Source organism: Micromonospora sp. NPDC047527, assembly GCF_040643015.1.
Taxonomy (GTDB): domain Bacteria; phylum Actinomycetota; class Actinomycetes; order Mycobacteriales; family Micromonosporaceae; genus Micromonospora.
The window spans coordinates 317,290-341,088 of sequence record NZ_JBEYTK010000001.1; the positions used below are offsets into that span (position 1 = coordinate 317,290).

The window sequence follows — 23,799 nt, forward strand, 5'->3', positions numbered from 1 at the left end:
CGGTCGGAGTCGCACCGGTCGGAGTCGCACCGGTCGGAGTCGCACCGGTCGGAGTCGCACCGGTCGGAGTCGCACCGGTCGGAGTCGCACCGGTCGGAGTCGCACCGGTCGCACGGGACGACCAGCGGGGCTGCCCGGATGGCCGCTCCCCGCGCCGAGCGGGAGTACGCCGAGACGCAGCAGGGGGAGTCGAGCTACCAGTCGACCAGCCAGCGACGCAAGGGCAAGGCACGGGCGAAACGCTGACGCCAGTCTCCACCGGGTGGGGCAGAGGTGCGGGCCGGCCTCTGCCCTGCTGACAGCAGGCGGCGCCCTGACCAAAACAACCGGTCAGGGCGCCGCTGCGCCGTTTTCGACGGCTGCCTCCCCGGGGGCGACGGGCTGTCGGCGGATGGTGCGATGCGGTGGCCGATCGCATTGCGGCGCGGATGTCGTGGCGAGAACGAGCGCGGTCCGGGATAGCCTTGCCGGATATGGCTACCTATCGCAGCGCCTCAGTGCTTCTCGCCTCGGACGGCACCAGGACCCCCGGCACCGCCGCGCTCTTTGCTGAGCCCGCCCGCAAGGGCGGGGTCCCGCCGTGGGCAGGCGACTTCCGACCCGCCAACAGCGCCGGCAACGGCCCCAAGAACGCGGTCGGTAAGACCTTCACGTTGGAGCTGCCTGACGGCAGCACCGGCACAGTCGTGGTCCAGAGCCTCAAGCGGGGCAAGGGCGGCGTCGTGCTGGCGTTGATGGGCGAGGACGCGCCCCCCTTCTGAGTCGCCACCGCCAGTGGTGGTGGCTCGGGCCGGGCTGCCCTGGCCGGCGGGCGGGCCGCCGACCAGGGCCGTCGGTCAGCGGCGACCGGCGGCCAGGGCGACGAGGTACTGTCCGCCGCCCGCGTCGACGCTCGCGGTCACCGGCAGTCCGGGCACCAGCCGGGAGAACCGGTCGACCAGCCAGTCCGCCGCCTCCTGGGCGTCCCTCTTGCTCGGACAGCGGGCCACCAACTCCCGGCCACCCTTGCGTTCGAGTCGCTCGGCGACGGCGATCAGCGGCGCGGGCTCCACCACGTGCAGGCGGTCCGGCCAGGCGATGACCACCTTGACCGCGCCCTTGCGGGTGTTGCAGGCCCGGTGCGCGAGTCGCTCGGCGACCTTGGCCTTCTTGTCGGCGGTACGGCTGTCGACGCTGGGACCACGCGGGTCGTTCACCGACCTGTCGGCGTCGACCGGCTCGTCGCACACCCAGCATCGCCAACCGTCACGCGCGGCGACGTCATCGAGGAGACTCATCCGAGCAAACTAGCCTGTCAGGATGACAGGCCTCTGCCGCGTCCGCTCGGGGGAGCGAGCGGACGCGGCAACCATGGATGCTGTCAGGCGGTCAGTTGCCGAAGCATCTCGGCTGAATCGTGCAGGGCCGTCATCTGGACGAACCGTCCGTCGCTGACCTTGTAGATGGCGTACTCGACGATCTCGAAGGACCTGCCGGACGGCGGCACACCGAGCCACTCCTTCACCGGCGTGCCGGTGTTGATCGCGCGTACGGCGATGCGGTCACGGTCGAACAGCAGTTCCTTGACCTCCCAGCGCAGGTCCGGGACGGCGTCGACGTCGTGCTTCTGCACGTTGAGGACGTCGTCGCGGGTGCCGGGCTCGCCGTTGAGCATCACCGTGTCGTTGATGAACTCGTCCATGCCGTCGAACTTGTGGGCGTTGAGGTCGGCGACGTAGCGCAGGTACCAGTCACGCAGGTTGTTGTCAGTCATCAGATTTTCTCCTGTTTCTCGGTGTTACCAGTTGAAGGGGCCGAACTCATCGGTGAAGGTTCCGGTGGGCCCGTCGGGGCCGAGCGTGGCCAGGTGTACGACCGTCTTGGCGCTCTCCGCCGGAGACCGTCCGAATCCGTAGGCGGCGGTCATGTCAGTGGCGGTGGCGCCAGGCTCGATCGCGTTGAACTTGATGCCCGGGTTCGCCTTGGCGTACTGGATCGTCAGCATGGTGGCCGCCGACTTGGACGCCGCGTAGAGCGCCGCCGGGAGGTTGTATTCGGGACGTTCGGGGTTGGTGACCGCCCAGAACGATCCGAGGCTGCTGGAAACGGTGACCGCCGTCGGGTTCGACGACTTGCGCAGCAGAGGCAGTGCTGCCTCGGTGACGCGGACGATCCCCACCGCGTTGGTGTCGAACACCCGCAGGGCTTTGGGGCCGCTGAGAGGGCCGTCGCCGAGGATGCCCGCGTTGTTCACCAGGACGTCGAGTCGGCCCTCCGCCGAATTGATGGTCGCCAGCGCGCCGTTCACCGACGCGTCGTCGGTGACGTCGAGCTGCACGAACCGTGCGCCCAACTCGGCCGCGGCTTTCTCGCCTCGTTCGACGTCGCGTGCGCCCATGTAGACGTTGTGGCCCAGTTCGAGAAGTTGTCTGGCTGTCTCGAAACCGATGCCCTTGTTCCCACCGGTGATCAGCGTGACGGTCATGTGTTTCCCCTGCTCTTTTGTACCGCTCGGTTGCCGGGTAACCGTAACAGGTTTTGTACTGAGCGGTAGGTGAGCCGGGTCACGATTTGTACCGCGCGGTACTATGGGGTCATGAGTGCGACATCCACGGGCGGACGACCCCGGGCCTTCGACGAGGAGGCGGTCCTCGACCGGGCGGTCGAGGTCTTCTGGCGACACGGCTACGAGGGCGCGTCCCTGAGCACCCTCACCAGCGCCATGGGCATCAACCGGCCGAGCCTGTATGCCACGTTCGGCAACAAGGAGCAGCTGTTCCAGCGTGCCTTCGCCCGCTACCACGAGACCCAGCTGACCAGCGCCCGCGCGGCACTCGAACAACCCACCGCGTACGCCGTCATCGAGGCCTTTCTGCGCGCCAGCGCCGACGGCCTCACCGCCAGTGACCACCCCGCGGGGTGCCTCTCCATCCAGGGCGGCCTGGCCTGCTCGCCGGAGAACGCCCGCATCGCCGAGATCCTGGCCGCCGGGCGGGCCGACACCGAGTCCGCGCTGGAAGAACGACTGTCCCGTGCGGGGACCGAGGGGGACCTCCCGGACGGCATGGACGCCCGGGCGCTGGCGCGATTCGTGATGGCGCTCAGCGAGGGTCACGCCGTCCACGCCGCTGCAGGCGCGACCCGCGAAGACCTCCAGGCCTCGGTCGACATCGCGCTGCGAGCCCTCGCGCTCCACCCCTGAGGCGGCGGTGAGGTAGCCCGGACTGGCAGAAGAGCCCTCCGTGCGGCCGTGTTTTCGATGGACGACGGTCACTATCCTCTGAGGCCATGGGCACCCAAGGTGACGATCGTCGTCTCTACCCGAACCTGACCCACGATCTCGTGGTCGTGGTGCCGGGGATCATGGGTAGCGAGCTGTACGACACGGTTCGGCGGCGAACTCTCTGGGGAGCGTCGGTGCCCCTGCTGCTCAGGTCCTGGCTGGACGGTGCGCCCCTGCGGGACCTGGCCCTCGACGAGCGTGAAACCGCCGGCGAGTACGGGCGCGTCCGTCCGACCCGACTGCTGCGCCTGCCGGAGTGGTTGCCGTTCCTGCGCGGGGCCGAGCCGTACACGAGGCTGGTCGACGCGGCACGCGGTTGCGTCGTGGATCCCCGGGCACTGCTGGAGTTCCCGTACGACTGGCGCCTCCCGGTCGGCCACAACTCCGGCCTGCTCGGCACCTCGGTGCTGGCGGCCCTGGAGCGGTGGCGGGCCACCCCGGAGCACGAGGGCGCGCGTCGCCGTCACCCCACCGGTCGCCCCGCCATGGTGGTGATGGTGGCCCATTCCATGGGCGGCCTGCTCGCCCGCCAGGCCGCCGCCATCCCGGGCATGCGCGAGCTGATCCGCGCCGTGGTGACCCTGGGCACCCCGTTTCACGGCTCCCTGAAGGCGGCGGCGCTGCTCAACACCGGCGTGGGCCTGCCCGTCCCGCTGCCCAGCCACCGACCGCTGGCATCCCTCGGACGCCCCGACGCCGACGACGGCGTCCGGGCGCTCGCCGCCACCCTGCCGGGGCTCTACGATCTGCTGCCCAGGTTTCGGTGTGTGGACGACGGCGGCGACGGACGCCATCTCACCTGCGCCGACGTGCGGGCACTCGGCGGCGATCCGGACCACACCGAGGCCTGGGCGAGCCGGCAAACCGCCACGGTGGGCACCCTCGACGACCATCGGCTCGTCCTCGGCGGAGCGCAGCCGACTCCGCAGAGCCTGCGCCTCAGCGACGGCGTCGTCACGCTCCTGCACACCGAACTCGGTACCAGCAGGTCGAACCGTTACGGGGACGGCACGGTGCCCACCGGATCCGCCGAGCTGCCGGGCCTTCGTCCGGTCCGCTTCGCGCAGCAGCACCAGGATCTTGCCCGGGCCGACGCGGTGCTCCGCGAGGTGACCCGGACGCTACGGGAGCGCGATCTCGACCAGCTCGGGCCGCCTCTCGGTGACGACGAGGGCGTCGGCGTCGAGGTGCCGGACACCCCGGTCGCGGCCGGGCTGGAGTGGACGGCGACGGTCCGTGGGGTGAGCCGTCCCTCCGAGGTCGAGGCCGCCGTCGTCGCACTCTCCAACGGACACCGCCGGGTGCCGTGGCCCGTCGAGATCCGCGACGGCTCGGTCCAGGTCCCGGTGACACTGCCGGCCCCCGGCCTCTACCGCCTGGAGTTGACGTCTCGCGCCGGCATCATCAGCCAGGTCGTGCTCGCCGGGCCATCGAGCGGCGCACATGGGTAGCGACGAGGCGCCGCTTCTCGTCCCCTTCCCGATCGGCAGGTACCGCGACACCAGCTGGCCCGAACTGGACGTCGACGCCGAGGTCGGTCGGCTCCACGCCATCCTGGCGGCATTCGGATGCGAACACCTGCCGTGGTCCGTGCCGCCCGAGGAGCGAGGGTCGGACGCGGTGACCGACCGGCTGCGCCTGTGGAACCAACAGTGGCCCCGGCGCGACACCATCATCTACTGGCTGGGCCACGGCTACCGCGACAGCCAGACGGCGCTCCTGGCGCACTACCTCACCGACCAGCGGCACCCCAGCGGCATCATCCCCGCCCAGATCGGCAACGAACTGGGCTACCGCGGCGACGGCGAGGCGCAGCCACCGTGGACCCTCGTGATCATCGACGCCTGCACCTCGGCGACGTTCGTCCAGCAACTCACCGCGTACGTCACCGGTCAGACCACGGCCCGGCGACTGCTGCTGTTCGGCACATCCGGCGACGGCCAGACCCGGCTCGGGGAACTGAGCCGCCAGCTCGACCAGACCCTGCGTACCCACTACGCGCGCAACGACCGGATCCCGTTGGCCGAGCTGGTCAGCCAACTGGAGACCGACGGTCTGCGCGGCGCGTACGTCGCCAGCCTGCGCATGCCGGCCGACGCGGCGCTGGTCCGACGGCACGCGCCAGTGCCCGTCACCGCGCCCGTGGACCTCGCCGCCGAGGTGGAGCAGGCGATCAACGCCCTCAGCGAAACCGAACGCCTGCACTTCGTCCGGCCGCTCCGGGGCGGCGAGGCCGGTGACCTGAGCTGGTACTTCACCGGACGGGCCACCGAGCAGCGGCGCATCGCGGGCTGGTTGCGCGAGCACGACCACGGTCTGCTGCCGGTCATCGGTGACCCGGGGGTGGGCAAATCAGCGCTCCTGGGCCAGGTTCTCGTCCAGTCCAGGCCGCCGATGCGTACGGTGCTCGCCCAGTTGGGTCTCCACCTGACAGCCGACCAGGAGGGTCGGCCCGACGACGACGTGTTCACCGCCGCGCTGCTGCTGACCGGGTTCGACCGCCGGTCCCTGGCACTGGCCATCGCCGAGGCCGGCGGGCTACCCGCGGTGCCGCCACACAACGACCCCCGGCTGCTCGCCGACTGGCTGGCTGACGGACTGCCGCCCGTCACGCTGCTCGTGGACGCCCTCGACGAAGCGCAGGAGCCCGAGGTCGTCGCCATGATGCTCGCCCGAATCGCCGAGCGGTCCGGCATCCGCGTCATCGTCGGCACCCGTCCGACGACCTCTCTGCTGGAGGCGCTGGGAGATCAGCCGGCCATCAGAGTCGAGTACGACGAGTCGACCGCCGTGGAGTACGTGGTGAGCCGACTCACCCACGCGTTCCCCGAACTTCCGGCGAAGGCGGCACTCACCTCCGCACGGCAGATCGCCGGGGGCGGTCGGGACTTCCTCTTCGCCCGCCTCGCGGTGGGCGAGCTGCTGGACCGTCCGGCTCTTCTCACCGACCCGACCGCACTCGACGCCGTCCTCGCACGCGGCCGTGGCGGGATCTTCGCCGACTGGCTCGACCGGGTCAGCGCAGAGGTGCCCGCGGTGCCGAGGTTGCTGCTGGCGCTCGCCTTCATGCGCGGTCGAGGTCTGCCGAGCGCGGCCTCGATCTGGGCGACCGTCGCGGAGGCGCTGACCGACGGGCCGCGGATCACCACCAACGACATCGCCGCCACCGTCCGGCGGCACGCGGCCGGCTATCTCGTCGCCGACCTGGAGAACGGCGCGACGGTCTACCGGTTGGCGCACAACGTCTACCAGCAGGTACTCCGCGAGCGCCATCGCGCCGACGAGGCCGCCGTACACCTGGTGATCGTGCGGGCGCTGCTGCGGCTCGCCGGTAACGCCGGCGACGCTCCGCCGCCCTACCTCATCGCGTACCTGTCCGCACACGCGGCGGCGGCCGGCCAGGCCGGATGGCGTGAACTGGCGGGCCGCCCACGGATTCTCGACCTGCTGGACGGTGCCCGGCTGCGGACCGACCTCATCCGCGACGCCCTCGGCACCCCCGACCTGCCGGCGGAGATCAGGGGGGCGACCGCCGCCGGCCACCTGCTGGCCACCGCCCGGCACGCCGACCGACGGGGCATCCGCGAGGTCGCCATGGCGCGGTACGCCGGCGTCAACCGATTCTCCGGGTACGACGACCGCGACTCCTGGTCTCTGGACGGCGCCTGGCTGGCCCGGGAGACGACGCATGCCATGGTCGGCCGACACCACGGGCTGGTGCACGCGCTGACGGCGTTCACCGGAATGGGCCGCACCCGACTGGTCAGTGCCGGCGACGACGGGGTCATCCGGCTCATCGATTCGGCGACCGGGCAGGTCGATCGGCTCGGGAGGCACGGCGGCCCCGTCTGGGCCCTCACCACGGTTCCCGAGGCGGACGGCCGCCACCTCGTCGTGTCGGGCGGCGCCGACGGCACGATCCGGTTCTGGGACCCGTACCGTCGCCGATCCCGACCGGAGCCGCTGGTGGGGCATGTCGGCCGGGTGCGTGCGCTCGCAGCGGTGGCCACCGGGGATCGCCTCCTGCTCGTCTCCGGGGGAGAGGACAGGCTGCTGCGGGTCTGGGATCTGAAAAGCCATGAGCTGTTGTTCGTCTGCGCGGGGCACGAGCACTGGATCATGGCGGTCACCGCCTTCACCAGCGTGGACGGGCAGCCCTTGGTCGCCACCGCCGGTCGTGACCGGCACCTGCGGATCTGGGATCCACTGACCGGCGAGCCGCGGGGCGTCCTGTCCGGCCACACCGACTGGGTCTACGACGTCACCAGTTTCACCGGCCGGGGCCACCAGTCGCGTCTCGCCTCGGCGGGCGGTGAGGGTCGCATCCGCATCTGGGATCCGCAGACCTGCCGGGAGGTCCAGCAGCCACTCCGGGTCGCGGGCCCGGACGGTATGAGGGCGGTGCACACGGTGGCGTCGTGCACCGGGGTTTCCGGTGCCGCGCTGCTCGTCTCCGGCGGTGACGACCGCATCGTGCGGATCTGGGACCCCAACGCGGGCGAGGAGATCCTGGTCGATCCAGAACGGAAGCACCGTCGTGGCATCCGGGCGGTGGCCGTCTTCTCCGACCAGCGACAGTTCCCGGTCGTCGCCTCGGCAGGGCACGACCACGACGTCCGGGTCTGGAACCCGTACGCCGAACCGCCGTCGGGCACCGCGGGCCGACGCCACATCGGTCGGGTCCTGGCCGTCGCGGTCTACCCCCGGCGGCGACGCCAGATGCTCGCCAGCGTCGGTGCCGATCGGAAGGTCCGGATCTGGTCGACCTCCGACGCCGAGCAGGCGGGGGACTTCATCGCGGGGCACCGAGGCGCGATCAACGCGGTCCTGGCGGCGACCGACCCCAGCGGCGCGCCCTGTCTGGTCACCACCGGCAGGGACCGGACGGTACGGATGTGGGAACCGGGCAGTGGCCGCCAGATCGGTGAGGCGAACTGGCGGCACACGGCCGAGGTGCTGACGCTCGCGGGCTTCCGTACCACCGCCGGAGAGCAGTTCGTGGTGAGCGCCGGCGTCGACAAGACGGTGGCGCTCTGGGCACTGAACACCCGCGGCCCGCGCCTGCGTGCCGTGCTGGAGGGGCACTCGGGCTGGATCAGGGCTGCCGCCGTGTTCCGCGCCAACGACGGGAGCCGGAGCGTACGCGTGGCGACCGGTGGCGACGACAGCACCATCCGACTCTGGGATCCCCTGCTGAAGCAGGAGGCCGACGAGCCGATCAGGGTGCGCGCCAAGCGGGTCCTCTCGCTCGCGGCCTACGAGGTCGGTGGTCGATGGCTCATCGCCTCGGGTTGGCGCGACGGCACCCTCCACCTGTTCGATCCGGCGTCCCGGCAACCCGCGGCCACCCCGGCCCGGGCCCACGCGAGCGGCGTGTCAGCCGTCACCACGTTCACCACACCCGCTGGGCGCCTCCTGCTCGTCACCGGCGGTTGGGACCGGACCGTACGGCTGTGGGACCCGCTGACGCTGACGCCGGTGGCCGTGCTGCCCCTTCAGGTGACCGTCAACAGCCTCGCGGTGGCCGGTCACCACATCGTGGTGGCCGCGGTGGAGGGTGTGCTGCTCGTGCACCCTGGACCGCTGCCCGCCGAGCATCGACCCGCCCTCGGCTGAACGCCCGCTGACAGCCAACCCCTCGAGAGGAAACCGTCTCATGAGACTGACAACCCGCTGGCGCGCCATCGCGTCCGTGATCGTGTCCTTCGCCCTGGTGACCACGACCCTGGTCGCCATGCCCGCACAGGCGGCGAACCCGATCGTGACTCGATTCGCCGGGGACCCGTCAATGCTCGTCGCCAACAATCGCGTGTACGTCTACGCCACGGACGACCAGGGCAACAGCGGTACGTACTGGGACTCCAACGCGTGGCGGGTCTACTCGTCGAGCAATCTCGTCGACTGGACCGACCACGGCGCGCCCTTCTCGGTCAGCGGATTCTCCTGGGCGACGCGGTACGCCTGGGCGCCGTCCGCGGTGCAGCGCAACGGGTACTACTACCTGTACCTTCCGGTCGACCGGACCAAGATCGGGGTGGCACGCAGCACGTCGCCCACGAGCGGCTTCAGTGATCCTCGTGGCAGTTCCCTCGTGGAGCGCGGGCGCGACGCCAACACCGGCGAGGAACCGATCGACCCAGCGGCCTTCGTCGACGACAACGGGCAGGCGTACCTGTATTTCGGCGGTGCCCGCGCACCGAAGGTGATCCGGCTCAACGCCGACATGATCTCGACCTCCGGCGGTGTCCAGAACCTCACGATCACGGGCACCGGCAGCAGCACCGCCTTCGGCGAGGCCGGGTTCGTGCACAAGCGCAACGGGATCTACTACTTCTCGTACTCCACCGGCTGGCCCGGCCAGATCGCCTACGCCACCTCGAGCAGTCCGCTCGGCCCGTTCACCTATCGCGGGATCCTGCTGGACTACACCAACAACAACACCAACCACCACTCGATCGCGGAGTACAACGGCCGCTGGTACATCGCCTACCACCGCAACGGTCTGCCGGGGAGCAACGACTACCGGCGATCCCTGGCGATGGACTACCTGAACTACAACAGCGACGGAACCATTCAGCGCGTCACCCAGACCAGCGTCGGCGTCGGCACGCCCACGCTGCCGGTGAACCGCTTGCAGTCGTACAACTTCGCCGACCGCTACGTACGGCACGCCAGCTACGACGTCCGAATCGACGCGAACGTGAGCCCGTCGGCCGACAGCCAGTGGCGGATGGTGCCCGGCCTGGCCAACGCGTCCAGTGGCTACGTCTCGTTCGAGTCGGTGAACTTCCCGGGCTACTATCTCCGGCACTTCGACTACGACTTCTCGCTGGCCCGTAACGAGGGCACCGCGCAGTTCGCCGCCGATGCCACCTTCCGACGGGTGGCCGGGCTGGCCGATTCCGGCGCGGTGTCGTTCCAGTCGTACAACTTCCCGGACCGCTACATCCGGCACTGGGAGTACCTGTTGCGGCTCGACCAGATCACCGACTCCACCGGACGCGCGGACGCCACCTTCCGCGTCACCAGCTAGACCTTGGGGAGTCTGACCCGGGGGCGTCAGCCGACCTGGTGTCGGTGCGCCCCCGGCACGGGCGGTGGTTCCTGTTGCCAGGGATCTCCGGTGCCGCCGGCGGCGAGGTGTCGCTCGTAGCTGGCCACCTTGGTGTCGACGAGGTCGAGACAGTCGCGCAGTTGGGCGAGCTGCCCGGTGATGTGCTGCCGGTGTTCGCGCAGCAACGTCAGCCGCTCGGCCTCGTTGCCGCTGCCCTCGCGGACGAGTTGGGCCAGGCGGCTGATCGTGGTGAGGGGCATTCCGGTGGCCCGGAACTTCACGCAGTTCACCAACCACTCGACGTCCCAGGCACTGTAGACACGTCGGCCGGCCCGGTCGCGCCGCACCTCGCTGGCCAGCAGACCCGCCCGCTCGTAGAGCCGCAGCGTGTGCACGCTCAACCCGGTGCGCCGCGCCACCTGCCCGATGCTCAGGTCCCCGTCCGCCATGGCGTCGACGGTAGCCCGTTGACCGTCGTCCGTTGACCGTCGCCCGTTGACCTAGACCTTGGTCTAGCACCTAGCGTCCGGGCCATGACCAGCGACACGACCCACACCACGTTCGGCGCCCACAGCACGGCCGGAGACGTCCTCGGCGGGATCGACCTCACCGGCAGGACGGCTGTCGTCACGGGCGGCTACTCCGGCCTCGGCCTCGCCACGACCAACGCGCTCACCCGAGCGGGCGCTCGTGTCGTCGTCCCCGCCCGTAGGCCGGACGACGCGCAGCGGATGCTGGCCGGCGTGGGCGGGGTCGAGGTCGACCAGCTCGACCTCGCCGACCTCGCGTCCGTCCGGACGTTCGCCGACCGGTTCCTGCGCGACCACCCGAAGCTCGACATCCTGATCGCGAACGCCGGGGTCATGGCCTGCCCGGAGACGCGGGTCGGGCCGGGTTGGGAGGCACAGTTCGCGATCAACCACCTCGGCCACTACGCGCTGACGAACCTGCTGTGGCCCGCGCTCACCGCCGCCCGGACGGCCCGGGTGGTCTCGGTCGCCTCCGGACGTGACCCGTCGTGGCGGATCCGCTGGGATGACGTGCAGTTCGAGCGCGGCTACGACAAATGGGTGGCCTACACCCAGTCCAAACTCGCGAACGTCCTGTTCGCCCGCCACCTCGACCTGCTCGGAAGGCCGTACGGCGTCCGCGCCTTCTCGGTCAACCCCGGCTGGATCCTCACCCCGCTGCAACGGCACCTCGCGGTCGAGGAGATGGTCGCCGCTGGCTGGATCGACGCGGACGGCACTCCGAAGCCGGGCCTTTTCAAGACCGCCGAGCAGGGCGCGGCGACGCAGGTCTGGGCCGCCACGTCGCCCGATCTCGACGCGGACGGCGGCGGCTACTGCGCGGACTGTCGCATCGTCGTCGGCGGCGACCCCACCGAAAGCGGCGGCGACCCCTCGGACAGCGGTGCGGCGGCCCGCCTCTGGGCGCTCTCGGCCGACCTGACCGGCCTCGGCCTCGTCCACTGAGCCTGGCCCGGCCGGCCCGCGCACACCCGCGGCGCCGCGCGTCCATGCCCCGAGCGGCCCTGAGAGGCCGTGCCCGAGCGGTTCGGCCATGCCGAGCCGAGGGCACCTGCGGTCAGGTTTGCGTACGGAACGGGGCGAGGGTGGCGCGGATCTGGTCGGCCGCGCCCCAGTCGTCGTCGAACTGGGCCAGCACGGCGAGATGCTGCCGCAGTTGGACGATCGGCATACGGGCCCGCCAGTCGCTGTCGAGCGAGGTCAGTTCCGCGTACACGTCGAAGAAGCGTCGCGCCTCGGGCGGGGGAGCAGTGGACCAGACGTGGGCGAGGTCGACCTCGGCCCACATGTAGGACACGGCGGGGTCGATCAGCGCGGGCTGCCCGTCCGGCGTGGCCAGGATGTTCTGTGCCCACAGGTCACCGTGGGTCAGGCAGGCCGGTCGGTCGGGAAGCAGGTCGGGCAGCCTGTCGCAGAGCCGTTCCAGCGCCGCCCGGTCGCCGGGGTCGAGTGCCGCGTCGACGCGCGGCTGCCCGAGCCAGCGCAGCAACCGGTGCTGCGCGAAGAAGGCGAAGCCGTCGTCGTCCCAGGTGTTGATCTGGCGGCGGCGGCCCAGCCAGTTGTCGTGGTCCCAGCCGAAGCGCGGGGAGGTCGTGCTCAGGTGCATCCCGGCGAGCGCGTGCGCGAACCGTTCCCAGAAGTGCTCGTCGTGCGGCCTCGGCCGCAGCACCGACAGCACCAGCAGGTCCCGGCCCGCAAGGATCACCTCAGGCGTCGCCACGCCGCCGCGCTCGCACAGGGCGGTCAACCCGTGCGCCTCCGTGACGAAGACGTCCTCGGCCGGTGCGTCGGCGAACGCCTTGACGAACACCGCGGGCGCGTCCCGGCGGGTGGCTATGCCGGCGAGCGCCGCGAGCCCACCCGTCACCGGCTCGACCGCCACGACGTCGCGCATCCCGGCCCGGTGCAGGCGTTCCAGCAGGATCTTCGAATCCATCGGGCCGCACTCCCTTGGGGCCGGGGCGTCTGCCGGCCGATCGTAGGGGACGGTTGACGATCGAGGAACAGCTCCACGTCGCACCGTTTCGCCGTAGCATCGTCAGGCGTCCGGGCTCGCGGCTCGAACCGGCTGACGTTTGTCGGCTCGCGAGTCCTGTCAGCTCAGTCGTCGTCCTCGTCGTTGTCGGTGGGGAACAGCAGCATGTCCGCGACAAAGCAGGTCACGCTCTCGGCAGCGTCATAGCCGATCCAGGTGGGGTAGGCACCGTCGCCCCAGCCGCTGGACCAGGCGACCATCGCTCCGGAGTCAATCGTGCGATGCCGGGGATCGATCAGGCCGTCGAGGGTCAGCCAGACGTCCTTCATCCGCTCGCGGGCGTCCGCATCGACGAAGCAGGCCATGCCCGCGTCCACGCCGAACCCGAAGAACTCCCGATGGCCCAGATCGATCGGCTCCTGGCCATCACGCAAGGCCAGCTCCCACCGCACGGTGGGCCGGTCGTTGACGTCAAGGCGGGCAGCGCACACCCGGCGGTGGCGCGGGTCGTCGAGGAAGGTGGCAAGGCTGATCGAGACCGGGTACGCGCCCGCTGGCACGCTGACGGTGAACGGCTCGGCGTCGAACTCCAGCGACGAGGGGTCGGCCGCCACCAGACGGCCGGAGGTCAGGCGAAGCTCCCCGGCCTGATGAACCGACAGGCGAAGCCGCTTGTCGTGGATGTCGACGATGGCGCCGGAGACGAACAGCTCCGCAATGCCGTCGGGCCGCAGGGGACGGGGCGGTCGCCACGGCGCGCGGGTCTCCACGCGCACCGGCAGCTCGTGCTGGACGGCGTCGACAATCTCGGCGGATGCCTCCCCGGCGAGGCGCAACAGCTCGTTCCATTGGCCAAAAGCCGGGATGGGAAGCCTTGGTGGTCGCTGCTCCGACGTGGACTCCTGCCGGGCACCCCGGTCTCCGCGCGGCTCCACGATGTCGGCACGCATTCCGGAGATGCCGTACGTCGTGGTTGTCCTAGCCGCGACGTGCGGATACTCGTACTTGCCCGCGTCGGCTGGGCCATCCCAGGTGCGGGCTTCGCGCAGGAACAGGTCGCCTTCGTCGGTGCCGCGCAGCAGGTGCCGAGACAGTTGCCTGTCAGCGGGGTCGAATCGAGTGATTCGGCAATACCCATCGCTCCAGGACAGGTCCATCACCGCGCACAGCCGACCGTTGAGCAACAGCAGGACGGTGTACGGCTCGCCCACCGCGTCGCGTGCTCTCGCATCAACCGACGTCAACGGGTTGACCACGCCGGCGTCCCACCCGTCGCAGTAGACAGCCTCAAGCCTCGCTGGCACGGCGGTGACCCTACCTGCCGCCTCGACCCGCGTCGTGGGGGCCAGGCCGGTCGCCTGACCCCCACTGGTGTGGGCGTCAGCCCAGGTACTTCTCCCACGGGCCGGTGATGGCCAGGGTGAGGCCGGGGTCCTGCATGTTGACGAAGAGGACCTTGCCGTCGGCGGTGAAGGTCGGCCCGCAGAACTCCGAGTCGTTGAGCTGGTTGCGGGCGATCGCGTACGTCGGGCCGCCCGGAGTCGCGCTGAGCACGTGGGAGGCGCCCGAGCCGTCCTCGGCGAGGACGAGGCTTCCCCACGGGGTGACTGTCACGTTGTCGGGGCCGTCGAACGTGAGGTCGTTGTACCGGACCGGCGTCCCCTCCTCCGAGGCGGTCTGGTGCGGGAAGTACGTCACCAGTTGAATCGTCTGGTCCCTGTAGTTGTAGAACCAGACCATGCCGTCGTGCGGAGCCGCGTCCGCCGGCAGGTCACCGTCGTCCCAGGCGTAGGAGTTGACCACGTACACGCCCTCGTCGGTGCCCCACACGCCCTCGAACTTGCGGCCGCGGGTGACCTGGCCGTCGGTGAACTGCTCGCGCACGGGCTTGTTGCGCGCGTCGCGGTCGGGCACCTCGATCCACCGGACCGGGAAGGGCCGGCCCAACTGGGCGGAGGTCAGGTAGGCGACGTCGGGCAGCACCGAGCCGTCGTCCATGATGATCTGCATCGCGGCGAGTACCCCCGCGTTCGGTGCGAGACGGGTGAGCACGCCCGGCCCCAGCTTCACGCCGTGTGGCGCCGTCCAGCGGTAGAAGAGGCCGTTGGGCTCGTCGGCGTCCTCGGAGAGGTAGATCCTGGTGCGGTCCCTGTCGACCGCCAGGGCCTCGTGGGAGTAGCGGCCCAGGCACTTGACCGGCCTCGGGTCCGCGCTGCCGTCGGCCCAGACCTCGAAGACGTAGCCGTGGTCCTTCTGGTAGACGCCGGACCGGCCGCCCTCTTCCCACTCGTCGCCGGCCCGGTCCTCGGTCTCCTCGCAGGTGAGCCAGGTCCCCCAGGGGGTCGGCCCGCCGGCGCAGTTGGAGATGGTGCCGGAGAGGGCGACGAACTCACCCAGGTTCCGGCCCGCACGGTCGGTCTTGATCACGGTGCAACCGCCGGCGTCGACGGCACCCGGGTCGTACACCGTGCCCTTGACGTGCGGCACTCCGAACTCGGCGCCGGGGTCGATCTCGTGGTTCTGGATCAGGTGGTAGCGACCGCTGCCGGCGTCGTAGACAGCCATGCCGTCGTGGTCGGCCGGGGTCACGCCCTGGCCGCGGTCGAGCCGGGTGACCCCGGTCCGGGTGACCACTGTGTAGCTGAAGCCCTTGGGCAGGGCCAGGATGCCCTTGGGGTCGTTTACGAGCGGGGGGAAGGGCACGGGCCCGGCCTTGACCAGCGGGTGCGGCCGGCCCGGGCTGGCCTGCGCCAGCGACGGCAGCCCGCCGGCGACGGCAAGGCCCACGCCGGCGGCGGCGCTGCCCGCGAGGAAGGTACGACGAGAGGAAGGCACGTGGATCAGCTCCTGGTCCAGGCAAGTGCGACGCCTGACAGCCAATCCGCGTGGACCGACTCCGACACGTCATCGATGCGATCGACCGGTGACATCGGAGTGACGATCAGGGGGAGGGAGGTGTGTAGCCGAGCTCGCGTGAGATCTTGTTCGCGGTCTCCAGCAGGAGCGGAATGGCGCTCATCAGCTCGTCGAGGCTGGCGATGACCTCGATCGCCGTCATCGAGGCGGCGGCGATGACCTGCCCTCGCGAATCCCTGACCGGTGCGGCCACACACATCACGTACGCGTCGTGTTCGCCGTTGTCGGTGGCCCAGCCGCGTTCGCGGATGCTGGTGAGTTCGGCTTCGAGGGAGTCGTGGTCGGTCAGGGTGGTGTCGGTGAACCGTTCGAAGACCACGTGGGCGAGGAGACGGCCGCGCTCATCCGGGGGCAGGTAGGCCAGGATCGTCTTGCCGACGGCGCTCGCGTAGATCGACACCGCGCGCCCGACCCGGGACGGCAGCTTCACGGCGTCGAACGCCTGACTGTCGACCTTGTCGATGTAGATGATCTCGTCGCCGGTCAGCTGCGCCAGGTGTACGGTGTGGCCGGTCTCGCGCTGGAGCGCACGGAGGTGCGCGGCGGCGAACTGCCGCAGGTCCATCGAGCCGAGCGCGAGCTCGGACAACTCGATGACCCCGCTGCCGAGCACGTAGGTGCCCGCGCCGGTCCGGCGCACGAAGCGGGCGGCCTCCAGCGTCTGCAGGATCCGCAGGGCCGTGGACTTGTGGACGCCGAGCACCTCTGCCGCCTCCGTGAGCGACATCGGGTGCTCCGCCGACCGACGGATGAGGTCGATCGCGCGGCGAATCGATTGCGCCAAGACCCTGTCTCCCCTCGCACGGCGGGTTGACCCGTCGCTGTCGTTGCGTCATGTGCAATGTAGTTCACGGGCCGCGCAATCATTGCTTGACACCGTTGCACATAGCGCTACGATCGTTGCAATTTCCTCCGATTGACTCTGATGGGTATTGGTCGCCCCGTCGATCGCGGCGAAGGGCTGGGCGAAACATGAAGATCGTCGCTGTCGACACACCGGTCGTCGGCTTCCACCGCGCCAACCGCGCCATCGTGGAGAGCGGCTCATGACGGAACTGTCCGCTGGTGCGGACTGGTTCGGTTCCCCCGCCGAGGCGCTGCCGGACGACGTCGACCAGAGTGTCCTCATCGGTCGGATCTGGGACCCGTCCGTCGACGGCCCCTCGCCCGTCACCGTGCGGGACGGCGAGGTCATCGACCTCAGCCACCTGTTCCCGACCATCCGGGACGTGTGCGAGCTGCCGGATCCCGCCGCGACGGTGGCCGGGCTCGACGGGCCACGGGTGGGCGACTTCGGGGAGATCCTGGCCAACACGGCCGCCGCGTCCCCGGACCGTACCCGGCCCTGGTTGCTGGCCCCGGTCGACCTCCAGGCGCTCAAGGCCGCGGGCGTGACCTTCCCGGTCTCGATGATCGAACGCGTCATCGAGGAGCGGGCACGGGGAGACCTGGCGGTGGCGGCGGACATCCGTCGGCGCATGTCCGACGACATCGGCACCGACCTGTCCAGCCTGGAGCCGGGCTCGACAGAGGCAGAGAGGCTCAAGAACCTGCTGGTCGGCGAGGGCCTCTGGAGCCAGTACCTGGAGGTGGGGATCGGCCCGGACGCGGAGATCTTCACCAAGGGACAGATCCTCTCCGCCGTCGGCACCGCCGTGCCGGTCGGTGTGCTCGCCGCGTCGACCTGGAACAACCCGGAGCCCGAGGTCACGCTCATCGTCCAGTCCAGCGGCCGGATCGTCGGCGCCACCCTCGGCAACGACGTGAACCTGCGGGACGTCGAGGGCCGCTCGGCGCTCCTGCTGCCGCTGGCGAAGGACAACAACGCCTCGTGTTCCCTCGGCCCGCTGATCCGGCTCTTCGACGAGCGCTTCGGCCTGGAACAGGTGCGTGAGCTGAAGGTGGGTCTGGAGGTCTGCGGGGTGGACGGCTTCCGACTGGAGGCGGTCTCGGAGATGACGCGGATGTCGCGCGACCCGGAGGCGCTGGTGCGTCAGCTGATCGGCCCACACCACCGCTACCCCGACGGCGCCGCCCTGATGCTCGGCACCATGTTCGCGCCCATCCAGGATCGGGACCGCCCCGGCGAGGGCTTCACCCACAAGGTCGACGACGTGGTGCGGATCAGCTGCCCGTCACTCGGCACCCTGGTCAACCGTGTGCGGCACGCGGAGATGTGCGAGCCCTGGCAGTTCGGGGTCCGGGATCTGATGGCCAACCTGGCAAAGAGAGGACTGCTGTGAACGTGGTCAGCACGGTCGATCCGCGCGACGGCCGACGCCGCGCGACGGATCTCACCGAGACCGACGAGTCCCGGCTGGAGGCGATCGCCGGCCAGGCGTCCGGGGCGGCGCGGTGGTTGTCCGGTCTGGGCAGACTCGGCAGGGCGGAGATGCTGGACGCGATCGCCGCGTCCCTGGAGTCCCACCGCGCGGAGTTGGTCGCCGCCGCGGAGACGGAGACCGGGCTGAGCCACGCGCGTCTTGACCAGGAACTCACCCGGGCCGCGCTCCAGTTCCGTCTCTTCGGCGACGTGCTGCGCGACGGTGGGTACGTCGAGGCGGCCATCGACCACGCGGCCGAGACACCGCTCGGGCCCGGCCCGGATCTGCGGCGGATGCTCATACCCCTCGGGCCGGTCGCCGTTTTCGGGGCCAGCAACTTCCCGTTCGCGTTCTCGGTCGCCGGGGGCGACACCGCCGCCGCGCTCGCCGCGGGCTGTCCCACCGTCCTGAAGGCCCACCCGTCGCACCCGCTGACCTCGCACGCCTCCGCCGAGGCGATCGGGTCGGCGGTCCGCGGCCTGGGCGGGCCCGACGGCGTGATCGCCACCGTGTACGGGGAGCAGGCCGGTCGCGCACTGGTGCGCCACCCCGCGATACGCGCGGCGGCCCTGACCGGTTCCGTCGGCGCCGCGCGTGCCATCCAGGCGGCCATCGACGAACGGCCCGATCCCATTCCCTTCTACGCCGAGCTGAGCAGCGTGAACCCGATCGTCGTCCTGCCCGGCGCGTCCGCCGACCGGGCCGACCAGATCGCCGAAGGGCTGTTTGTCTCCTTCACCGGCTCGGGCGGTCAGCTGTGCACCAAACCGGGTCTGGCGTTCGTGTCGTCGGATCCGGACGGTGAGCACCTGGTCGACGCGCTGCGGGGGAGGGTCGCCGCCTCGGGCGGCACGGTGCTACTGAACGAGCGCATCCGGGACGCGTACGAGAGCGGGGCCAGGGCGTTCGAGCGGGCCGGCGCTGAGGTCGTGGCGCGGCCCGTGGTCGATCCTGGCGTGGGTTTCACAGTCGCGCCGACGCTCCTGGAGGTCGGTCTGCCGGGGCTGACCGCCGAGATCGCCGACGAGTGTTTCGGCCCGCTCATGGTCGTGGTCCGGTACCGCGACGTCGCCGACCTCGACGCCGTGCTGGCGACCGTCGCGCCGTCGTTGACCGGCTCCGTCCATCTCGGACCGCGCGATGATGCCGCCGTCGTACGCCGGCTGGCCGACGTTCTCGCCGCCAGCTCGGGTCGCATCGTCTTCGACGGATATCCCACCGGTGTCCGGGTGTCGTGGGCCCAGCACCACGGTGGGCCCTGGCCGTCGACCAATGCCGTGCACACCTCGGTGGGCGCCACGTCGATCCGGCGATTCCTTCGGCCGCTCGCGTGGCAGAACGCGCCGGAATGGATCCTCCCCGAGGAACTGCGCGACGAGTACACCGTCATTCCCCGGCGCGTCGATGGACGGCTCGAATTCGACCTCTGACGCCGGCGCCCGTCAACATCCCGATGACAGAGAGGTGTGCTGATGTCGACGACAGATCGACCGCGGCGTAGCGCCGAGTGGTTCGGTGCCGAAGGCCGTAACGGGTTCGTCCACCGGTCCTGGATGCGTAACCAGGGGTTCGCGGACGACGTCTTCGACGGTCGCCCGGTGATCGGCATCGCGACCACCTGGTCGGAGCTGACACCCTGCAACGCCCACCTGCGCGACCTGGCCGAATCGGTGAAGCGCGGCGTGTGGGAGAGCGGCGGCCTGCCGCTGGAGTTCCCCGCGATGAGCCTGGGCGAGCCCCTCATGCGACCCACGACCATGCTCTACCGCAATCTGCTGGCGATGGAGTTGGAGGAACTCGTCCGCGCCAACCCGCTCGACGGGGTGGTGCTGCTCTCCGGCTGCGACAAGACCACCCCCGGCCTACTGATGGGCGCGGCGAGCGTGGACCTGCCGACCCTCATGCTGACCGGCGGCCCGATGCTCAACGGCAAGTTTCGCGGCCAGGACATCGGCTCGGGCACCGTCGTCTGGCGCTTCACCGAGGAGGTGCGGGCCGGCCGGATGACCGTGGCCGACTGCGCGGAGGCCGAGGTCGGCATGTCCCGCAGCCGGGGCCACTGCATGACCATGGGTACGGCCTCCACGATGGCCTGCGTGACCGAGGCGCTGGGGGTGCAGATGCCGGGGGCCGCCGCCGTGCCGGCCGTCGATTCGCGCAGGTACGCGCTCGCGCACGCCGCCGGCCGCCGGATCATCGCCATGGTCGAGGAGGACCAACGACTGTCCACGGTGCTCACGCGGCAGGCGTTCGAGAACGCCATCCGGGTCAACGCGGCGATCGGCGGCTCCACCAACGCCGTCGTCCACCTGCTCGCGATCGCCGGACGCCTCGGCGTTCCATTGTCACTGGAGGACTTCGACACACTCACCGCCGACGTGCCGATGCTTGTCAACCTGATGCCGTCGGGGACGTACCTCATGGAGGACTTCGCCTACGCCGGCGGGGTCCCGGCGGTGATGACGGAGATCGCCCCGCTGCTGCACCTCGACCACGTCACGGTCAGCGGAAAGAGTGTCGCCGACAACATCAGTGGCGCCCAGTGCTGGAACCGGCAGGTCATCGGCACCCTCGCGGCGCCGTTCCAGCCCGCCGGGTCGGGCACGGTGGTGCTGCGCGGGTCGCTCGCGCCGTCCGGGGCGGTGCTGAAGGTCTCCGCCGCCTCCGCCCACCTCCTCACGCACACCGGCCCGGCGCTCGTCTTCGACCGGATCGAGGAGTACGTCGTCGCGGCCGACGATCTGGACCTCGATGTCACCCCGGACACGGTGATCGTGGTGCGGAACGCCGGGCCACGGGGCTACCCCGGTTTCCCGGAGGTGGGCAACGTGCCCATGCCACGGCGGCTGCTCGCCGCCGGCATCACGGACATGGTGCGGATCTCCGACGCCCGCATGAGCGGCACCGGGTACGGCACCTGCGTCCTGCACGTGGCCCCGGAGGCGTCGGTGGGCGGCCCGCTCGCGCTGGTGCGTACCGGTGACCTGGTCCACGTCGACGTCCCGACGCGACGCCTGGACCTCCTGGTCGACGACGCGGAACTCGCGCTACGTCGTGCCGCCTGGCAGCCACCCCCGCTGACGGCTGACCGGGGCTGGACGCGGCTCTACAGCGAGCACGTCCTGCAGGCCGACAGGGGAGCCGACCTCGACTTCCTCGTCGGTGGCAGCGGCAGCGCCGTGCCCCGACACTCACACTGACCGGCGGCGGAACACCCTCGGCGGGCCGGTGATCGGGCACCGGCCCGCCGAGGGGCTCACGCGGTGGTGGAAATCAGCTTCCGGTGCAGGTGGCGGTGGCGCCGCTGCCGTTCCCGGTGCCCTGGAACCCGAACGTGGCAGTCTGGCCGGCGGCCAGTCGCCCGTTGTAGCTCTGGTTCGTGACGGTGATGGTGCCGCTCGTGCCGCTGTTGACGCCGTTCCACAGCGAGCTGACCGACGCCCCGCTCGGCAGGTTGAGGGTGACCCGCCAGCCGGTGAGCGCGCTGGCTCCGGCGGTCACGGTGACGTTGGTGACGAATCCGCCGTTCCACTGGTCCTGCACGGCGTAGACAGCGGTGCAGGCCGGGCTGCCGGTCGGGGGTGGCGTGGTGGGCGGTGGGGTGGTGGGCGGTGGGGTGGTGGGTGGCGGCGTCGTGGGCGGCGGGGTGGTGGGCGGTGGGTTGTCGCCGAGCGTCAGGTTCTTCTGCTGGACGGTCCACTGGGTGCGGCACAGCCCGCAGTTCGCGCCGACGAAGTTGCCGCCGGCGGTCGTGTCACCCTTGAGACGCCACTTGAAGTAGAGCACCGCCACGCGGCCGAACTCGCCGCCGTTGGTCTGGTCGTAGGTGCCGCCGTGACCGACGTTCAGGTTGCCCATGAAGGCCGGCAGCCCGGAGGGCAGCTTGCCCCAGTCGTCCATGGCGTTCGGGTAGGCGATGTCGCTGGGACCGCCGACGAAGTAGGCGATTGGCTTGGTCAGTCTCCGCAGTTGGTAGTCGTCGGCGTCGTTCAACAGGCCGCTGCTGAAGATGCCGGTCGTGGTGACCCGGGGGTCGCCTGAGACGGCGTACGCCTCCAGACCTCCGCAGGAGAAGCCCGCGACGGCGACCTTGGACGTGTCGATCTTGTTGTAGTACTTGCTGCCCTGCCGGGAGTTCTCCGCGACGGCCCAGTCGATGGACTGGGTGAGCATCTGGGAGTTGGTGGAGCCGGACCCGTTCGGGGCGCCGTTGGCGATGGCGAGGAAGCCGTGGGAGGCGATCTCGCGGAGGAAGTTGCCCTGGGAGAGGCCGTTGGCCGAGCATGCGCCGTTGCCCCACACGACGATCGGAAGGCGCTCGGACGGGAGCGTCTGCGGGCGGAAGATGGTGTGGTTGGCCAGGGTGGCCGACGTCTCGTAGTCGGCCGGATAAGGCCCGGAGCCGCCGACCGCGGCGCTGGCCGGCGTCACGCCGATCGCCATGATCACGGACGCGACCGGGACGATGGTGGCCGCCAGCCCGGCGTAGACCTTCGATCTTTTTCGCATTGACCCCTCCAGGGATATCGCGACGGCGCTCCCTGTGACGGCGGCGGCGATCGTGCGGTCGCGTCGCGACCAGCGTGGTCGGCGCGGGCCACGGGCCGGGTGGATGTGGGCGGCGTCCACCATCCGGCCGCGGTCGCCACGGGCGATCCGACGGGAGCTGTATGCACTTACTATCACCGCCGTAACGAAAAGTGTCAATGTCTGGTCTGCTGGGCCGCTGTCAGCCTGGGCGGGGCCGGCTGCCGTGCGTACCGCCGGTCGGCTCCGGTCGCGCGGGATCCCGCGAAGCCTGGAAGTGGGTGATCCAGGACGCGGCGTCCGGCCAGTGCGGTGACGCCACCTGGACGAGACGCGCCTGTGCGAGCGAGCCGAGCGTGGAGTGGATGTCCAGGAAGGTCTCCCTGGCCTGCTGGCGAGGCCAGGGCTGCGGCAGCAGATGCGGGGGCAGATCCGGGTCGGCGTCCGCGAACTTCCGCCAGGAGTCCATGGCGGAGGTCCGCGCCACCAGTGCCCTGGCCGGGGCCACCTGCCCGGCGAGGGCGTCAACCCGCAGCTCCGCGTACTGCTGGATGAAATCCGAGTACGCGGCAGCGAGACCGGTCAGGTCGTACGCGGAGGCTGGGCCGTGCGGCCCCGACTCGTCGTCGAACCGGACGTGCATGACCGACCACCGCGCACCCTCGACGTGGTGCAGCAGCTCGGTCAGCGACTCCTTCGCCGGCGCGGCGTCGGTTCCCGGCCGGATCCACACGCTGTCGTACAGGCCCACGAAGCGCAGCGCGCTCAACGCCTTGCGTACGGCGTGACGGGAGGCCTGGCCGGCGTTCGGAATCGAGAACGACACCAGCACCCACTCGCCGGTCCAGTGCGGCTGGTGGGCGCCGAAGGTCAGGAAGTGACGCATCCGGGAGCGGTGCTTGGCGATCGCCTGGGGCGTGAGGTGATAGACCGGCGACCGTCCGGTGCCCCGGGCCGCGATGAGACCACGTTTGACCAGTCGGGACAACGCGGCGCGGGCACTGGCTTCGCTGACCCCGAACTCCCGCAGGATCGCGATGACCGCCGACGACGGCAGGTCGGCGTCCGAGGAGTCGAGATATTCGCCGAGCAGGGTCGTCAGCAGATGCTGCGGGCTGGGCCCGACCTGGGCCCGGGGAACTCGGACGTCGTCGGCCGGCTCTGGGGCGTTCACCCCATCAGATTGCCCCACCGCGTCGCGCTCATCTCGC

Annotated in this window: 20 protein-coding genes; 10 read left to right on the forward strand and 10 right to left on the reverse strand. The window is 70.6% G+C overall.

Annotation, left to right across the window (positions count from 1 at the left end):
• On the forward strand, positions 1-246 hold a 246-nt coding region (locus ABZ808_RS01320), incomplete at its 5' end, for a hypothetical protein (RefSeq protein WP_356999241.1).
• A 227-nt stretch (positions 247-473) separates the two neighbouring features.
• Positions 474-761: a hypothetical protein gene (locus ABZ808_RS01325; protein WP_356999243.1), complete on the forward strand. Its 288-nt coding sequence runs from the start codon at positions 474-476 to the stop codon at positions 759-761.
• Between the two features lie 75 nt (positions 762-836).
• On the opposite strand, the gene ABZ808_RS01330 is transcribed toward ABZ808_RS01325, so the two are convergent.
• From ABZ808_RS01330 to ABZ808_RS01340, 3 genes are all read right to left on the reverse strand, one after another.
• The gene (locus tag ABZ808_RS01330) at positions 837-1,277 is read right to left on the reverse strand and encodes a hypothetical protein (RefSeq protein WP_356999245.1); all 441 of its coding nucleotides are present in this window, start codon (positions 1,275-1,277) and stop codon (positions 837-839) included.
• An 83-nt stretch (positions 1,278-1,360) separates the two neighbouring features.
• Entirely contained in the window at positions 1,361-1,753 is a 393-nt protein-coding gene (locus ABZ808_RS01335) for an ester cyclase (RefSeq protein WP_356999247.1), read from the reverse strand.
• A gap of 24 nt (positions 1,754-1,777) precedes the next feature.
• Positions 1,778-2,464 carry an SDR family NAD(P)-dependent oxidoreductase gene (locus tag ABZ808_RS01340; protein ID WP_356999249.1) on the reverse strand — a complete coding sequence of 229 codons (687 nt, stop codon included), beginning with the start codon at positions 2,462-2,464 and terminating at the stop codon, positions 1,778-1,780.
• Between the two features lie 111 nt (positions 2,465-2,575).
• Between ABZ808_RS01340 and ABZ808_RS01345 the strand changes: the two genes are divergently transcribed.
• From ABZ808_RS01345 to ABZ808_RS01360, 4 genes are all read left to right on the forward strand, one after another.
• Positions 2,576-3,181, forward strand: a complete 606-nt coding sequence (locus tag ABZ808_RS01345) for a TetR/AcrR family transcriptional regulator (protein WP_356999252.1) — start codon at positions 2,576-2,578, stop codon at positions 3,179-3,181.
• An 86-nt stretch (positions 3,182-3,267) separates the two neighbouring features.
• Positions 3,268-4,713, forward strand: coding sequence for a hypothetical protein (locus tag ABZ808_RS01350; protein WP_356999254.1), 1,446 nt, complete (start codon positions 3,268-3,270; stop codon positions 4,711-4,713).
• The gene (locus ABZ808_RS01355; protein ID WP_356999257.1) at positions 4,706-8,878 is read left to right on the forward strand and encodes a hypothetical protein; all 4,173 of its coding nucleotides are present in this window, start codon (positions 4,706-4,708) and stop codon (positions 8,876-8,878) included. Before ABZ808_RS01350 ends, ABZ808_RS01355 begins: the two co-directional genes overlap by 8 nt.
• A gap of 40 nt (positions 8,879-8,918) precedes the next feature.
• A complete protein-coding gene (locus ABZ808_RS01360) occupies positions 8,919-10,295 on the forward strand; it encodes an AbfB domain-containing protein (protein WP_356999260.1) in 1,377 nt (458 codons plus the stop codon).
• A 26-nt stretch (positions 10,296-10,321) separates the two neighbouring features.
• On the opposite strand, the gene ABZ808_RS01365 is transcribed toward ABZ808_RS01360, so the two are convergent.
• Positions 10,322-10,765, reverse strand: coding sequence for a MerR family transcriptional regulator (locus ABZ808_RS01365; protein WP_356999263.1), 444 nt, complete (start codon positions 10,763-10,765; stop codon positions 10,322-10,324).
• Positions 10,766-10,849: 84 nt separating this feature from the next.
• On the opposite strand from ABZ808_RS01365, the gene ABZ808_RS01370 reads away from it, so the two are divergent.
• Positions 10,850-11,791, forward strand: a complete 942-nt coding sequence (locus ABZ808_RS01370; protein WP_356999266.1) for an oxidoreductase — start codon at positions 10,850-10,852, stop codon at positions 11,789-11,791.
• Between the two features lie 112 nt (positions 11,792-11,903).
• On the opposite strand, the gene ABZ808_RS01375 is transcribed toward ABZ808_RS01370, so the two are convergent.
• The 4 genes from ABZ808_RS01375 to ABZ808_RS01390 form a co-directional block, all read right to left on the reverse strand.
• The gene (locus ABZ808_RS01375) at positions 11,904-12,782 is read right to left on the reverse strand and encodes a fructosamine kinase family protein (protein WP_356999269.1); all 879 of its coding nucleotides are present in this window, start codon (positions 12,780-12,782) and stop codon (positions 11,904-11,906) included.
• Positions 12,783-12,946: 164 nt separating this feature from the next.
• Positions 12,947-14,077, reverse strand: a complete 1,131-nt coding sequence (locus tag ABZ808_RS01380; protein WP_356999272.1) for a DUF4241 domain-containing protein — start codon at positions 14,075-14,077, stop codon at positions 12,947-12,949.
• A gap of 124 nt (positions 14,078-14,201) precedes the next feature.
• Complete coding sequence (locus ABZ808_RS01385; RefSeq protein ID WP_356999275.1) at positions 14,202-15,656, reverse strand: alkaline phosphatase PhoX; 1,455 nt, start codon at positions 15,654-15,656, stop codon at positions 14,202-14,204.
• Between the two features lie 106 nt (positions 15,657-15,762).
• A complete protein-coding gene (locus tag ABZ808_RS01390) occupies positions 15,763-16,521 on the reverse strand; it encodes an IclR family transcriptional regulator (RefSeq protein ID WP_356999277.1) in 759 nt (252 codons plus the stop codon).
• Between the two features lie 262 nt (positions 16,522-16,783).
• On the opposite strand from ABZ808_RS01390, the gene ABZ808_RS01395 reads away from it, so the two are divergent.
• Genes ABZ808_RS01395 through ABZ808_RS01405 form a run of 3 tightly spaced genes read left to right on the forward strand, consistent with a single transcriptional unit; the run spans position 16,784 to position 21,261 of the window.
• Positions 16,784-17,980 (forward strand): fumarylacetoacetate hydrolase family protein, encoded by a 1,197-nt coding sequence (locus ABZ808_RS01395; protein ID WP_356999279.1) that lies wholly within the window; start codon positions 16,784-16,786, stop codon positions 17,978-17,980.
• On the forward strand, positions 17,977-19,491 hold the full coding sequence (locus ABZ808_RS01400; RefSeq protein ID WP_356999281.1) for an aldehyde dehydrogenase family protein: 1,515 nt from the start codon (positions 17,977-17,979) through the stop codon (positions 19,489-19,491). The genes ABZ808_RS01395 and ABZ808_RS01400 overlap by 4 nt, the downstream gene beginning before the upstream one ends.
• Before the next feature lie 42 nt (positions 19,492-19,533).
• Positions 19,534-21,261, forward strand: coding sequence for an IlvD/Edd family dehydratase (locus tag ABZ808_RS01405; protein ID WP_356999283.1), 1,728 nt, complete (start codon positions 19,534-19,536; stop codon positions 21,259-21,261).
• A gap of 73 nt (positions 21,262-21,334) precedes the next feature.
• Here the strand turns inward: ABZ808_RS01405 and ABZ808_RS01410 are convergent, their stop codons facing one another.
• Together ABZ808_RS01410 and ABZ808_RS01415 are read right to left on the reverse strand one after the other, a co-directional pair.
• Entirely contained in the window at positions 21,335-22,570 is a 1,236-nt protein-coding gene (locus ABZ808_RS01410; RefSeq protein WP_356999285.1) for a cellulose binding domain-containing protein, read from the reverse strand.
• A 220-nt stretch (positions 22,571-22,790) separates the two neighbouring features.
• Positions 22,791-23,762: a PaaX family transcriptional regulator C-terminal domain-containing protein gene (locus tag ABZ808_RS01415; RefSeq protein WP_356999288.1), complete on the reverse strand. Its 972-nt coding sequence runs from the start codon at positions 23,760-23,762 to the stop codon at positions 22,791-22,793.
• Between the last annotated feature and the right edge of the window lie 37 nt (positions 23,763-23,799).

Excerpts from the sequence above, each read along its gene's own strand:
- ABZ808_RS01410 (WP_356999285.1), bottom strand. The coding sequence starts at position 22,570 with ATGCGAAAAAGATCGAAGGTCTACGCCGGGCTGGCGGCCACCATCGTC.
- ABZ808_RS01395 (WP_356999279.1), top strand. The coding sequence starts at position 16,784 with ATGACGGAACTGTCCGCTGGTGCGGACTGGTTCGGTTCCCCCGCCGAG.
- ABZ808_RS01335 (WP_356999247.1), bottom strand. The coding sequence starts at position 1,753 with ATGACTGACAACAACCTGCGTGACTGGTACCTGCGCTACGTCGCCGAC.
- ABZ808_RS01360 (WP_356999260.1), top strand. The coding sequence starts at position 8,919 with ATGAGACTGACAACCCGCTGGCGCGCCATCGCGTCCGTGATCGTGTCC.
- ABZ808_RS01405 (WP_356999283.1), top strand. The coding sequence starts at position 19,534 with ATGTCGACGACAGATCGACCGCGGCGTAGCGCCGAGTGGTTCGGTGCC.
- ABZ808_RS01340 (WP_356999249.1), bottom strand. The coding sequence starts at position 2,464 with ATGACCGTCACGCTGATCACCGGTGGGAACAAGGGCATCGGTTTCGAG.
- ABZ808_RS01325 (WP_356999243.1), top strand. The coding sequence starts at position 474 with ATGGCTACCTATCGCAGCGCCTCAGTGCTTCTCGCCTCGGACGGCACC.
- ABZ808_RS01345 (WP_356999252.1), top strand. The coding sequence starts at position 2,576 with ATGAGTGCGACATCCACGGGCGGACGACCCCGGGCCTTCGACGAGGAG.
- ABZ808_RS01370 (WP_356999266.1), top strand. The coding sequence starts at position 10,850 with ATGACCAGCGACACGACCCACACCACGTTCGGCGCCCACAGCACGGCC.
- ABZ808_RS01330 (WP_356999245.1), bottom strand. The coding sequence starts at position 1,277 with ATGAGTCTCCTCGATGACGTCGCCGCGCGTGACGGTTGGCGATGCTGG.
- ABZ808_RS01375 (WP_356999269.1), bottom strand. The coding sequence starts at position 12,782 with ATGGATTCGAAGATCCTGCTGGAACGCCTGCACCGGGCCGGGATGCGC.
- ABZ808_RS01350 (WP_356999254.1), top strand. The coding sequence starts at position 3,268 with ATGGGCACCCAAGGTGACGATCGTCGTCTCTACCCGAACCTGACCCAC.
- ABZ808_RS01355 (WP_356999257.1), top strand. The coding sequence starts at position 4,706 with ATGGGTAGCGACGAGGCGCCGCTTCTCGTCCCCTTCCCGATCGGCAGG.
- ABZ808_RS01365 (WP_356999263.1), bottom strand. The coding sequence starts at position 10,765 with ATGGCGGACGGGGACCTGAGCATCGGGCAGGTGGCGCGGCGCACCGGG.